General features: G+C 68.2%; 12 protein-coding genes. 2 read left to right on the forward strand and 10 right to left on the reverse strand.

The window, feature by feature from the left end:
* Positions 1 to 1,613 precede the first annotated feature (1,613 nt).
* The 3 genes from ACIA5C_RS47800 to ACIA5C_RS47810 form a co-directional block, all read right to left on the reverse strand.
* A complete protein-coding gene (locus ACIA5C_RS47800; protein WP_396067903.1) occupies positions 1,614 to 2,126 on the reverse strand; it encodes a hypothetical protein in 513 nt (170 codons plus the stop codon).
* A 50-nt stretch (positions 2,127 to 2,176) separates the two neighbouring features.
* On the reverse strand, positions 2,177 to 2,566 hold the full coding sequence (locus tag ACIA5C_RS47805; RefSeq protein WP_396067905.1) for a hypothetical protein: 390 nt from the start codon (positions 2,564 to 2,566) through the stop codon (positions 2,177 to 2,179).
* A gap of 100 nt (positions 2,567 to 2,666) precedes the next feature.
* Positions 2,667 to 3,890, reverse strand: coding sequence for a DUF932 domain-containing protein (locus ACIA5C_RS47810; RefSeq protein WP_396067907.1), 1,224 nt, complete (start codon positions 3,888 to 3,890; stop codon positions 2,667 to 2,669).
* Between the two features lie 458 nt (positions 3,891 to 4,348).
* Between ACIA5C_RS47810 and ACIA5C_RS47815 the strand changes: the two genes are divergently transcribed.
* The gene (locus tag ACIA5C_RS47815; RefSeq protein ID WP_396067909.1) at positions 4,349 to 5,584 is read left to right on the forward strand and encodes an ISL3 family transposase; all 1,236 of its coding nucleotides are present in this window, start codon (positions 4,349 to 4,351) and stop codon (positions 5,582 to 5,584) included.
* Here ACIA5C_RS47815 and ACIA5C_RS47820 read toward each other — a convergent pair.
* The gene (locus ACIA5C_RS47820; protein ID WP_396067911.1) at positions 5,545 to 6,279 is read right to left on the reverse strand and encodes a hypothetical protein; all 735 of its coding nucleotides are present in this window, start codon (positions 6,277 to 6,279) and stop codon (positions 5,545 to 5,547) included. The two genes, ACIA5C_RS47815 and ACIA5C_RS47820, sit on opposite strands and share 40 nt — an antisense overlap.
* Positions 6,280 to 6,372: 93 nt before the next feature.
* On the opposite strand from ACIA5C_RS47820, the gene ACIA5C_RS47825 reads away from it, so the two are divergent.
* A complete protein-coding gene (locus tag ACIA5C_RS47825) occupies positions 6,373 to 6,633 on the forward strand; it encodes a hypothetical protein (RefSeq protein WP_396067913.1) in 261 nt (86 codons plus the stop codon).
* Between the two features lie 341 nt (positions 6,634 to 6,974).
* Here ACIA5C_RS47825 and ACIA5C_RS47830 read toward each other — a convergent pair whose 3' ends face one another.
* From ACIA5C_RS47830 to ACIA5C_RS47855, 6 genes are all read right to left on the reverse strand, one after another.
* A complete protein-coding gene (locus tag ACIA5C_RS47830; protein WP_396067915.1) occupies positions 6,975 to 7,997 on the reverse strand; it encodes an NlpC/P60 family protein in 1,023 nt (340 codons plus the stop codon).
* A 127-nt stretch (positions 7,998 to 8,124) separates the two neighbouring features.
* The gene (locus ACIA5C_RS47835) at positions 8,125 to 9,387 is read right to left on the reverse strand and encodes a hypothetical protein (protein WP_396067917.1); all 1,263 of its coding nucleotides are present in this window, start codon (positions 9,385 to 9,387) and stop codon (positions 8,125 to 8,127) included.
* Entirely contained in the window at positions 9,353 to 9,571 is a 219-nt protein-coding gene (locus ACIA5C_RS47840; RefSeq protein ID WP_396067919.1) for a MarR family transcriptional regulator, read from the reverse strand. The genes ACIA5C_RS47835 and ACIA5C_RS47840 overlap by 35 nt, the downstream gene beginning before the upstream one ends.
* 334 nt (positions 9,572 to 9,905) lie before the next feature.
* Positions 9,906 to 10,460 carry a hypothetical protein gene (locus tag ACIA5C_RS47845; protein WP_396067921.1) on the reverse strand — a complete coding sequence of 185 codons (555 nt, stop codon included), beginning with the start codon at positions 10,458 to 10,460 and terminating at the stop codon, positions 9,906 to 9,908.
* A gap of 174 nt (positions 10,461 to 10,634) precedes the next feature.
* On the reverse strand, positions 10,635 to 11,984 hold the full coding sequence (locus ACIA5C_RS47850) for a hypothetical protein (RefSeq protein ID WP_396067923.1): 1,350 nt from the start codon (positions 11,982 to 11,984) through the stop codon (positions 10,635 to 10,637).
* Between the two features lie 190 nt (positions 11,985 to 12,174).
* Positions 12,175 to 12,756, reverse strand: coding sequence for a hypothetical protein (locus ACIA5C_RS47855; protein ID WP_396067925.1), 582 nt, complete (start codon positions 12,754 to 12,756; stop codon positions 12,175 to 12,177).
* Between the last annotated feature and the right edge of the window lie 89 nt (positions 12,757 to 12,845).

Raw genomic sequence — 12,845 nt, forward strand, 5'->3', positions numbered from 1 at the left:
ACGGCCCGGATGAACGTGGATCATCAGTCATGGTCACGTGTGTACTCCTCAACTCAAAGGTTGATCACGTACACAAACCATCTGACACGCCCTCCCGAACGACACAGCAGCGGCGCTGAGCCGGATGCACCCATGGCTACGCGCCGAGGGCCGCAGCAACCTCGCCCGCTACGGTACCCCGATCGTCGTGCCGCAACAGTCGATGGATCACACCCTCGACCAGATGTGCGCCGCCTTCGCCCGTCTCCGGCCGGCGCCCTCCATCGGTGTCAGCCCTCCAGACGGATTCTCGACGTCCGAACCGCGGTGATCGTGCAATTCTGTGACCGCCGCGGCTTTCACCGGCGACCGCCTGCGTGTCGCCGTGTCCAACTCTGACGTCTGCGCCCGGGCCTCGTCAACGGTCTTCGGCGAGCAACCGCCGCTTGAGAGAGGCCGGAAGCGGCTGGTCAGGCTCCAGCGGATCAGAGCGATCCGCCCAACGGCTCCACACGCGATCGCAGGCCTCGCACCACAGCGGCGTGCGACAGACACGCCGCTGGTCATCTTCGCGCCGGCAGAGAAAAAGGCCCACCAGCCGCAGACCACCGCCGCAGCCAGGGCATCTCTCGTCCGGCCATACCTGTGTCACCACCTCGCCAGCATGACCACGAAACAGGACACAGTCCATGCCCGATGGACAGACAACCGGTTCGCCGACTGCGCCCGTCCACGCACCAGTCGAATGCCCCAGGCTGTATCGGACTCGCCGCCCACGGATCCTGTGCCGTCGAATCCGTTGCACGTTCATGCGGCTCTGGTCGACAGCTAAGACATCGGCTCAGCCGGGTTCCGAAAGCCGACGCAACGCCTCGGCGACTGCCATGCGCCCGACGGTCTCGTTGCGGAACTCCGTGGAGTCGACCGGGTTGACCAGAATGCGGCGCAGCACCCGGACAGGTGGAGGCTGCTCATATCCGGCCCGGGGGAGAATCCTTCAAGGATGCTTCGCTGTACCGGGCCACGCACCAGTCGGTCAGGTCTTGCTCACAGCAACCCGCCCAGCCGCCGTCGTGGGCGTCCGCGAACTCGCACTGCTTCGCGGGTTCAACGTCAACGATGATCCGGCCCACCCCGGCACAGTTGGACTGCCTGCCGGACCGGACATCTACGTCGCGTACTGGCCGATCTAAGACGATCCGCATTTGCACCTCCGAGGGCTGTCCTTCGCATTCTGGTGCCGGGCGTGGCGTCCTTCGCCCGCGCCGCCCCACTGACACCGTGGCCGCCGTCCGGGTTCCGTGCGGCTGGCCGACTTCGCGGCCATGGCGGCCGACGAAGTCGGTGGTCGTGGTGTTCGACCGCGTCTGCGTCATCGACCATATCCGGTCGCGTTCGCGCCGATTACGTGCGCTGACAAAGCGTGCCAGCCGAGTCATCCGCCTTGGCCTGGGCCATCTGCAGTTCGAACTCCTCACCACCACCGCCAAAGCGCGAAACGCTTGCAGCGTTCACAGGTGAGCGCCGGGCCGCAACCGAGAGTCTGGATCGAGCAGTCGGGATGCCTACACAAGAACCGCCGTTGCCCCGCATTCAAGACCGAAACTTTACTGATCGCATCTGAAGGGTAGCTATCAGTGTTCGTGGCGGATACAGAAAAAGGCCGTTGCCGCTCCTGCCTCGGCTTCGGGGCTGCACGGTGCGTCCTGGACGTAGGCGCGGTCGTCGACGTCGTGGCGCAGGTCGTTCCAGCATCGGATGGGTGTGTCGTGCAGCGGTCCGCCGTCGCGTTCGTCGTACTCGATTGCCGCCAGCGCCCGGTCGGCGTCGGCATGAATCGCCTTCTTGTGGGTGGCGACGAAACAGGGTGCGGCGTGGGCGATGTGCTCGAACAGGTAGTGGCGCCGGTCGACGGTGTTGAGGAGTTCGATCAGCGCGTCAGAATCGGTCCAGCGGTGGCCGGTGACGTGGCGCCCGTTGCCGGTCACCTCCCGTGTATACAACCCTGCCGGTATCAGCACACCCATGACGACCGTGTCGGCGGGCACGTCGTAAGCAAACACGGCCAGGTCCCAGTCCAGGCTGTCGCCCGCGACCCGCCAGGGCTCGACCTCATGCAGGGCCTCGATCAGGTTGTCGTCGGACACCTGCCAGTACCGCCACGCCAAGGCCAGCGGCCGGGGTTCGCAGCGCCGCGTCATTGCTCGTCGCCCGCCGGACGGACGGCCGCGCGGGTGCCGGCCGCTGGCCGACGCCTTCCTCGGGCGCGGCGTGCGCCACCGGACGCCGGCAATGGACCGCTCCCGGTCGCTGACCCGGTGTCGGTGGCGGCACTGTCGGGCACGGGTTGCGCCGGGGTCAGGTCCTGCAGGATCGACTTGGCCACCCGCAGGACGGTCTCCGCGCACTGCTGAACCAGATTCATGTCGCCGCTGGCCCAGCCCAGCACGTACGCGTCGCTGTAGACCTGGGTGTCTAGGCCGAGCGCCCGGCAGCACAGGTGCGCGACGCTCTCGGCTTCAGTTTCCTGACGGCCGCGGTGCAGGTTCTCGCCCAGGCGTACGTCGCCGGTGTGCCCGCATCGCATGTGTGCCAGCTCTTTTCTGCACCACCGAGCGCGATTTGGGCCGCAGTGGTGTTCGGCTGCATCTGGCGCCGTGCTTGAGTGGTCGTGACCTGTCGGGTTGTCATGAGCGGCGGGTCAGGGTGAGTAGTTGCCGATGGGCGCGGCTTTTGAGGTCGTCGTTGCTGCCTTCCAGCACGGCGGTGGCACGGGCGGCCAGGTTGTTGCCACGCAGTGATCCGGTCGGGCGGATGGCTTGTTTCCAGTCGGCGTACTCGGTGATGGCACGTTCGGCGGCGTAGGCGGTGGTGCCCAGCCGGGTCGTGTTCTCGGTGTAGAGGTCGGTCAGCTCGTCGACCCGCCGCCGGTGGCTGTTCCTGGTGCGGACGGAGGCGTCCTCAGTGGGTGGTTGCCAGAGTTCGTCGACGACCTGGTGGAAGTCGGCCAGGGCCAACTCGGTTCGGGCCAGGGCTTCTTCTTCGGCGGCGAACTCGTCGAAGTATTTGACGGACAGGCCGAGGGTCCGGCGTGCCTCTTCGATGCGGTCGCGGGCGTTGCGGGTGTGCCGCACGCCCCATCGGCTGTTGGCGTCGCGCAGCGCGAACCGTTCAGTGTTGCGGCAGACCGGCCGCCACGGGGTAACGACGATCTGGAACGGGCTGGATCCGTCGTGGCTGTTGAGCGCGACGACGAACGGTATGATCTGATCGGCGACGCCGCCCGCGTCGATGGTGACGGTGTCGGGCAGGCGCATGCTGATAAACACCCGCCGTCCGCCGCGGACTGCGCCGGCGGATTCCCAGACGACGTCGTAGCGGTCGACGAGGTCTTGTAGGAAGGCGAACGCGTCGCGATTCTGTAGCACTTCGTACTTGCTGCCGACGACGCCGAGTCCGGCGCCGGTGTCGCTGCGGGCGGTAACGAAGTGCTCCGGCAGCTGCAGGTGGGGGCTGTCGAGGCTGTTACGGAATTCGACGGGGCGACGCAGCACGTCGTAGTCGATGCCGCCGAGGGTGAGCACTTCGTCGACGTCGCTGGTGCCGCCGGGCACGACGTTGCCGAGCTGGTGCCAGGCCGGCACGCTGCTATAGAGGGCGGCCTGACCGAGGCTGGTGTCCAGCCCGTGCTGCGGCAGGACCTGCCCGTCGCCCCGCTCGATCAGGATTTCGCCGTTGTCCCAGCTGCCCGGGTCGTTGATCCGGAATCGGCCGTCGCCAAGCGGGACGAGCTTTCCGTCGGCGATGCGGCTGTCGAAGTCGGCTCGCCGGGCGGCAGCTGCCTGCAGCTGCTCGGACCGTTCGGCGGCGAACGCCGCGTTGACGTCGGCGGGTTGTGAAGAGGTGGACACGGGGTGGTGCTCCCTTCCGGGTATACGAAACCCGGGCGCCTTATGGCGTCCCGGGTGTGGTGCTGAACCGGTACGCCTGTGGGCGCGGGATGCGAGATGCTGGCCGGGGCGCCACCAATCAGGGGCGACACCTCGGACCTGGGTCGTCAGTGAGCGGCGTCAACGCGCCGGGCTGAAGCAGCGCGGTGTCGCTTGGGTGTTCGTCAGGTACGGCAGCGCCGTTCCATGCCGGATGGGACAACGCGGAGTTCGATGCTCATCTCCCGCTGCGTCTCGGCTTCGGCATGGGCAGGATCGGCAGTCTGGTTCTGTCTGTAAGTTCGGGGTTCTGTCCCGCGAAAGGTGATCGATGCTCGTCATGATCAATCGTTGGTCGATGGTGTGATGAGGTCATCGGCAGGCCACTGCCGCATCTTGACGGTCTGGAGGTCAGCGAGATCACCGAGGCCGACGATGGTATGGTTCTTAACGCTGCGGTTCGCAGCGATGAGCAACGCTGCCCGAAGTGCTCTACCACGTCGGGACGGGTGCATTCGCGGTATCAGCGTCGGCTGGCCGATTTGCCGGTCGCCGGCCGCCTCGTGCAGCTGTCTTTGACGGTGCGCCGCTTCTTCTGCGTCAGCACCGTGTGCGCGATGCGGACTTTCGCTGAACAGGTTGCGGGACAGGCACGTCGCTGGGCCCGCCGCAGCGAGCCGTTGCGGACGATGCTCACCTCGATCGGGGTGGCGCTGGCCGGCCGCGCCGAGGTCGGGATCCGAGGGAGCAGGAACAGCCTACTGCGGCTGGGCAGGGCAGTCCCAGACCCGGTGGTGGGCTCAGTCCGCGTGCTCGGCGTCGACGACTTCGCCGTCAAACGAGGACACCACTACGGCACCGTTCTCATCGATTGCGAGAGCCGCCGCGTCGTCGATCTGGTCCCGGGACGCGATGCGTCGCCGCTCGCCGAGTGGCTTCTGCAGCGCGAATCTCCCCAGGTGATTTGTCGTGACCGGGCAAGCTCCTATGCCGAAGGTGCCCGGACCGGGGCGCCGGACGCGGTGCAGGTCGCTGACCGCTTCCATCTCTGGCGGAACCTTGCCACCGCCATCGATCGGCTGGTCGCCAAGCACAAAGGATGCCTGGCCGAGCAGCCGACCACTGCGGCTCACGAGGCCATCGAAGTCGTTGAGGTGCTGCAAAGCGCGATGGCGCAGCGCCGCCGTACTAATCACGCCTTGGTCCACGAGATGCTCGCCCAGGGAGCCGGTTTCCGGCAGATCGCCCGGCATCTCGGCTGGAACCACCGCACCGTCTCCCTTTACGCTCACGCCGCGACGTGGCAGGACATGATGATCGTGCCCAAGAAGCGGGGCCAGTCTGCGCGGAGTGCCTGCGCTAGACGCACGAAGGCGCGTCCTATGCCTGCCAGCCGGGTGCGCCTGCGATCCGACGCCTGCGAAGAAGGGTCCGATATGAACGTACAGCTAGAAGACGCGAACTTCCGTGCCGACTGGAGCCCCGAACTGATTGCTCGAGGAGGCGGTCCGGAACGAGGCGTACCCGCCGGCCGGGCGTACCGGTGCAACGGCAAGTGCCTAGCCCCGCCAGCTGTCACCGCGGAGGACCCGGCTGGAAGCATGTCGCGCGCGGCTTTGGCGTTGCTGATCACCGGTCAAACCGTCGTGAAGGTTTCCCGGACCGTGGAGAGGTAGACGTAGTAACCGGACAACGTCGCGGCTATCTGAGCAAGCCCGTCGACGACTCTAGCCGTTCCATGAACTTCTTCGGCCAGCGAACGGAGAACTGCGGCCTCCCCGGTCAGGGCGATCGGCGAGATGTCGATGTCCTTCCGGTCCATGTCTCGAAGCGCCGCTTCTTGTCGCTCGAGTTCAGCGAGAGCTGATAGGTCACTGCGCCCAACGACGTAATCCTCCAAATAGAAGCGCACGGCGGGGACGATTCGCACGGCCTCCCGATACAGGCGAACAAGGTGCGGCGCGTCTGTGGAGGTCCACTGGTACTCCCGGAAGTCCTTGGCGAAAGCTCTGAGCGAGCCGGCTTCGATCTCGTGATCGAAGGTCAGGATGTCCGCGTGCTTACCGATTTCCGTGGATTTCATATAGACCGCCACAATGGCGACCTGGCGATGCATGGCGTGCACGAGGGGCAGCTCAGAGGACCGGCGAGTGAAGCGATCCGAGTAGAGGGCGAAGCCGACGCCGACCACGATCGTCACGGTGCAGAACCCGATGATGCTCGAGATGAGGTTCGCGGTGATCGGGTGCAGTTGCAGCCAGGCTGTTCGCCGCCACTCCAGGTATTCCCCGACGATTAGGGTGATGACCCCGAGACCGCCGACAGCAACAAGCAGAGGCGATGGAAGGAGCTGCTTGCGGCGATCAGGCACACGTGCAGCGTATCGACCTTGGCCAAGTCACCAGCCTCCGTACCGGAGCCTGCCGGTCGTATGCAAAACCCTGAGGTCCGCGCACCGTAGGACTTGGACGCCCTGATCAACGGCGCCGGTGGTGGCGTGGGCACGTTCGCCGTACAGCTGGCCCACCAAGCGGGCGCAAACGTCACGGCGACCGCTAGTCCGCGCAGTGTCAACCGGATCCGTGCCCACGGCGCCGATCGAATCATCGACTACAGAGTCGCGCCAGTTGCCGAGGCTTCGCTGGTCGACGACGGCGGTACTTTCGTCACCGCCACGACACCCGGACCTGATGATCCGGCCGCGGTGTTCACAGCATCCGGATAGCCGTCAACAGCGACGCGGTCCAGCTGGCGGAACTCGTCGTCCGCGTCGACTCGGTGACTTGCGCATCGCCGTTGCCGACCGCTGGCCGCTCTCCGAACTGGCAACCGTTCACCGACTTACCAACCAGGGACAACTCGCCGGCAGGACCATCATCGTTCCATGACCGTCGTCGTCGCGGGCGGCCTCGAAGGTCGCCCGCGCTCGGCGCTCGGCGCTCGGCGCTGGGCGAGGCGTCGGTGTCGCGTATGCCAAGATCATCCAGCGTGTGGATCTAGCATGATCGACAGCGACACGATGATCGCCAACTAGAGCGCTCAACCTCCGCCAACTATCGCGCTCAGTCACAACTCGTAGGGCGACATCGTGTACGACCCGAAATACGGATACGGAATCTCCCGGTAGTGCGTACCCCCGTCACCCGACTGCTCGAAGCCGTAATAGCTCGACTTCGACGCATCACCCCACCGCTCGAACAACACCACGTGCCCAGCCCCACGCGGAGCCGGATTAATCATCAAACCGCCCGGCTGAAGGTCCGCCTTCGAGATCGGCCTGGACCGCGCAGCCAGCTCGATCGTGTTTAACCCAGGGCCGCGCAGCCCCAACGCCATCGACACGTATCCGCTGCAGTCCCGCCGGTAACCGCCGAACAAATCCGTCGCGACGTTGCTCCTCAGGTACGGCACCGGTCCGCCACCCCGCCACGCATGCAACCACGACCGGGCCCGTGCGAATACCGCTGTGACATCAGCGCAAGCAGGACCCGGAACACGGTTCGGTGACACCGCGTCCGACGGGCAAATGCTCGTGCAAAGCTCGAGACCGTCTGGAATTGCCGACGGATTTCCGGAACCTACATAGGCGACCAGCGTGGCTGCGTCCGCCTCATATTTGGCGTACGCGTCGGGGTAGGCGCTGCGCTGCACGGCTTGGGCGACCACGGTCAGCGGGAGGGTCTGCCAGTTCGCGACGGAGAGCAGCTTGTCGTAAAACTTGCCCGACGCGTATATCGGATCGCGCAGCTGCTGCGGCGTTCCCCATCCTTGGCCGGGGCGCTGTTGGAACAGGCCGAGCGAGTCGTGGTCGCTGGTCGCTGTCGAGTTATGCAGGCCGGATTCCTGGATCCCGGTGGCGACGGCGATGATCGCGGCGCGGATCGGCAGGTGCCGGCTGGTGCCTACCTGGACGATGACGGCGGCGTTGCGCAGCTGGTCGGCGTCGTAACCGCTGATCGGCCCGCCCGATGCTGCCGGCGCAGGTAGGCAGGTGGAGGCAGCGGTTCCGCCGATGCCGGCGATCGCGGCGACGCACAGCAGGACAGCCACGACGCTGCCGGTGATCAGGGCGAGTAAGCGGCCGGTCATGACCGGCTCGGGGAAATGGCGTCGCCTGGCATGGGCGTGCCCTTCTGAGATGGCGGCAGGAAAAGAGGCCGGCGACCGTCGCGGAGGTGCCCGCAACGGTGGGCGCCCGCAGCATTCCTGCGGCGGGTTAGGAGGTTGCCGGCGCCGGCGGCGGCTGGCCGTTGCCGGTTGTTGTGTGCAAGAGGCGGGCGACTGGGGTCTCGGGTGAGTCGAGCAGCCCGCCGCGACCGGCGGCGCGGATGCGCTGGATGGTGCGGATTCCTTCCTCGAAGCGGGTCGCGACATCCTGGTTCGATGCGATCGGGTCAGCTTCGATGGCCTGCCAGATCTCTCTCCAGCGGTCGTAGTCCTTCTGCTGCGTAGGGATTTGGCGCAATACGGCCGTGCTCGGCCAGTTCGGCTGGCCGTGGTGCGGCGACGCGAAGCTGGGATAGGGCGGCAGGTCGCTCTGCGGTGGCTGGATCTCGGCGGCGATCGCCCGCGCCCAACCGGCGGTGTCGATCAAGGTCACGAGGACGTCCGCGACGTCGTCGACCGGTGTGGTGGTCGCGGCGATTGCCGCCAGCAGCGGGTCGTCCTGGTGCCGGGCCTGGATCATCTTGTCGATGTGGCTGGCCAGCGCGGCCCGGCGCTCTTCGGCTCGGAGCTGAGCGCGGGCCTCGTTCAGCGATTCGTGCAGTCCGTAGCCGTATTCCATCGCCAAGCTTTTGGCGCGCCCGGTGACGGCCGGTTCACGCCGCCATTGCAGCAGCCCGAAGACCGGTGGGGTGGCTGACATCTTGTTGATGGCGCGCAGGGCGTCGCGGCGGCGCGCTGAGGTGTGCAGCAGCCAGACCGCGTAGGCGAAGAGCCCGAGACCGCCGAATACTGTCGCGAGATACAGCGAACTGGCATGCCCGACGACGTTGATGCCGACGGCCAGGGTCATCGACGCGGCCGACAGCACGTGCCAGCCGTAGGCGTCTTCGCCGAGGCGCTGGCGGGTGTCGGCGAATGCGGAGCAGACGACGCCACCGAGGTCGATGACTATGGCGAACGGCAGGGTCAGGAGCGCCCTGACCCATAGCGGGATCGTGACCGGCCATGGCGGCGCCTCGACGCCGACCCAGATCTGGCCGATGCAGGAGCCCAGGGCGGCGATGGCGTAGAACGCCCACGCGGCGCGTTCCGCGGGCCGGCCGAAGGCGTGGTCGACGGCAGAGGACGTGGTGGTCATGCGGCACCGCCGCACGCGGTGACAGGCATGGTGCTCGAGTAGGGCATGGGTGTCTCCTGCGAAAGGGCAGGGCCCAGCGCCCCGGTACGCGGGACGCTGGGCCGAATTTCGGCTGGTGCGTCCCGCGCGGAAAGCGGGATCAACGGTGATGTCGGAAGCGAGCCGGCCGCTCACCGATCTGGTCGACGGTGCCGGCCGCGCTCAGGCGCGTGAGGATGCGCCTGATGGTGCCGTGCGAATGGCCCAGAACGCGGGCCAACTCCCACGGTGTGAAAGCCGCATCGGGATGGACGCGCAGGTGCGCCAGCACCAGTGGCGTCAGCTGTCCGTAGGTCAGGCGTTGTGGTGGGGTCGACATGGCGGTCGTCCTCGCGTCAGACGCGGTCGTGTCGGGTCACACGGTTTGCGCCGCGGTGTGTGTCGCCGCGTCACGTTTCGATCGGCCGCGCCGGTCGCCGGGCGGCGCGCTGCGACCGAGCAGTGCACGGGTGTGCCGTGGTGCTTGCCGGGGCAGGCGATATCGCCTGGCTGCCGGTCCGGGTCGGCGAGCTGGTGCCGCAACCTCAGCTCCAGCTCTTCGATGCGTTGGCCGTGCGGGGTGCGCGTGCTGGACGCCGGGATCAGTCCGGGGTATCAGCCGAGCGTCGCAGCAGTTGGTGAGCGACCGGCGCCGGCGGCGGGTGGAGCCTCGATTAGCGGCCAGGGGTCACCATGCGCTGCTCGGCGCGGCGGACGGTGACTTCGAGCAGGAACGTCCATTGGCGTCGGCCGCGGTCCACGAGCAGATACACCTCGTCGCGGTGCCGACCGTCGCTGATCTGCAGGTCGTGGGTGCTGTCGGCGCGGAACCGCAGCCGCAGGACGTCGCCGACGTGCAAGATCGCGGCCAAGGTGGGCCACACGTCATGCAGCGCGGCGTGTTCGATGACCAGGTGGGCGGCTGCGGGCAGGTCGTGTTCGTGCCAATGCCCGGCCGGGTCGAAACCGGCGATGTCGGCGTCGACGGTGAGCAGGCGGTGCCGCGACTGGCCGGCCGCGTCGGGGAACGCGCGTTGCTGGGCCGCGGTGTAGATGCGCAGCCCGCCGGGTGCGTTCAGGGTGGCTCGGATACTGCCGAGTCCGTGCTGGGCGTGGATCGTGACGGTGTCGGCGTGGCGCAGCGCCTGAATGTCGGAGTTGTAGAGCAGGCCGTGCGGGTCGGCCTCGATGTCGGCGTCGGGTGGTTCGCCGCCGGGGTGGGGCAGCACGGTGTCGCTCCTTCATCGATCGTGCACAACGGTGCCCAGCCGGGTTTTGCGGCCCGCCCTGCGCGGCGCCGGCTGGCAGGTGGTGGGCGGGCGCCGGCCGCGGATGGCCGGTTGTCCAGTGCCCGGGGCCGGCCGGCGAGGGCCGGCCGGTCAGGCACCGGGTGCGTACGGCGGTCAGATGTCGTCGGTGCTGGGCAGTGATGCCGCCAGCGCGGCGGTCTTGGGTCCGGTCCTGAACATGGAGACCGCGTTCGCGGGGGTGTCGGCGATCCCGGTGGTGTATTCGACGTCGGTGAAGGACAGCCGGGCGTGCGGGCCGACCCGGTACACCGGCCACCCGACGTGCTTACGGGCGACCGGCATGTCACCGGCGAGGGAGTAGGCGGTGAAGGACCGCGCGCCGAGTCCGTCGATCTCGGCCTCCCGGTTGCCGGTGCACAGCACCACCAGGTCATAGGTCCGGCCGTCGATCAGCACGGCGTCGGGCAGCGCGATGGGCTGGGCTTGCCGGTCGATGACGGTGAGCCGTTGGACACCGAAGCGGTCCGGCCGCAGGTAGCGGCCGATCGCCTGGTAGCGGCCCCGGACCCGGTTTTGCCAGTCGTCGCAGGTCTCCGGCAGCGTCTCGGCGTACCAGTCCACGCGGTCGACGTGGTCGAGGGCGGCGGCGGCCAGCGGCGGGGGCGGGGCGATGCCCAGCAGTGCCTCCACGGCGCACTTGCCGGAATCGCCGCCGCCGATGACAGCGGCGCGCCGTACTCCGCGTAGCGGCCACGGGCCGGCCATGCGCTGCATGAACGGGTTGAAGGTGAGTACCGAGGTGCCGTTGGCGGCCGCCTTTGCGGTCGGGTCGCCGACCCCGCGCGCGTCGATCAGCCGCCCGGCGGTCAGCGCCCGGCGGCCGCGGATGTCGATGTCCACGTCGCGGTCGTCTCCGGAGACGGCGGTCACTTCGGCATCGGTGATCACGTCGGCGAACTGGGCCAGGGCAAGGCGGATCACCACAGCCATGTCCGTGTTGGTCTGGTATTCGGCCATGGACAGATTCGCCGCTTGGATCGGGGCGCCCGGTAGGACGTTGAGGCCCGCACCCTGATCGCCGGCCAGGCCGGCGCCGCCGGGCCGGTTGCGGGAGTTGACGTAGAACGTGGGGTGCCCGGTCATCGCGAAGGTGCCGCCGGCCCGGCCGCCGCGTTCCAGCACCAGCGGTTTGGCAAATCCCGACAGGACACGGATTGCGGCGTAGGTGGCGGCGTGGAAGCCGCTGCCGATGATGACCTCGCGGGTCTGGCTCGCGGTGGCCAGCAGGTCGTCCTGGCGGGACCTGTCGGCCCAGTAGGCGTCGAGGGTGTGCTCGGCCAGGGCCCGGCCTGCCGGGTGCAGGGCGATCCCGGCCAGCTGCGCCTGGACCGGGCTGGGGAATTCGGTGGCCCGTTGCATCGTGGCCTGGATGGCCTCGGCGGCGCCCGGGCGGGCGGTGACGGTGCTCAGAACAAGGTTGATCAGGTCGGAGGGCTCGAACAAGGGTCCGGTTCCTTTCCATGGAAGGATCCGGATTTCCTCGGGCCGCGCAGGCGCCACCCCGGGGGATCCCGGGTGGTGGCGGCCGGCTGGCCGGCGAGGAAACCCGGAATCGTCAAGCGGGGTGGTACGGGGCCCGGCCGGTGACCGCCCGGGCAGGACAAATGCCGCTAGGTGAGGGGCGTGGCCGTGGTCAGGTCACGGCTGGCTGGGGCCGGCTGGGCCCGGTCGGCGAGGCGGCCAGTGGCCGGCCGTTGACGAACACCTGCGGGGTGTCGTCGACCAGGCGCAGCACCGCGCCGGGCATCACGAGCGCCGGTTGCCCGCCATCGGTGAAGCACAGGGCGAGCCAGCCGTCGCGGCCCTCGACCGGGCCGGCGGCGGCCGTGCGGATGCGGTTGCCGAAGATGATCTGATCGCCGGCCGCGACGTCGCGGGCGGGGCGCAGCTGGGCGCCGTGGGCGGGGCGCACCGCCCAGGGCCGGACGGCGTCGGCGAACGCGCCGGTCCCGATGCCGATGCCGGTGGTCGGCTGGTAGCGGACACTGATGGTGCGGGTGCTGACCGCGGTGACGGTGGCGTGCAGCCAGCTGGCGCGGTGGTTGACGTGGACCGGCTGGCCGGGGCGCAGCAGCAGATGCGGCTGCAGGTGTCGCGGCGAGGCGGGCTGCAGGTGCCGCGGCTCAACGGGCTGGGGCGGATCTGGTGGGGGCTGAACTGGTTGGGGCTGAACGGGTTGGGGCTGAACGGGTTGGGGCTGCGGTGAGCTGAACATGACCGGGACTCCCCTACTGCGTCGGGATTTCCGGGCACGGCTTTGGCGGCCGGCCCGGAAACCTGGGTGTTGTGTCCGGGCGACGGCCG

Origin of the sequence: Actinoplanes sp. NPDC051343 (assembly GCF_044455125.1) — a bacterium.
Taxonomy (GTDB): Bacteria; Actinomycetota; Actinomycetes; order Mycobacteriales; family Micromonosporaceae; genus Actinoplanes.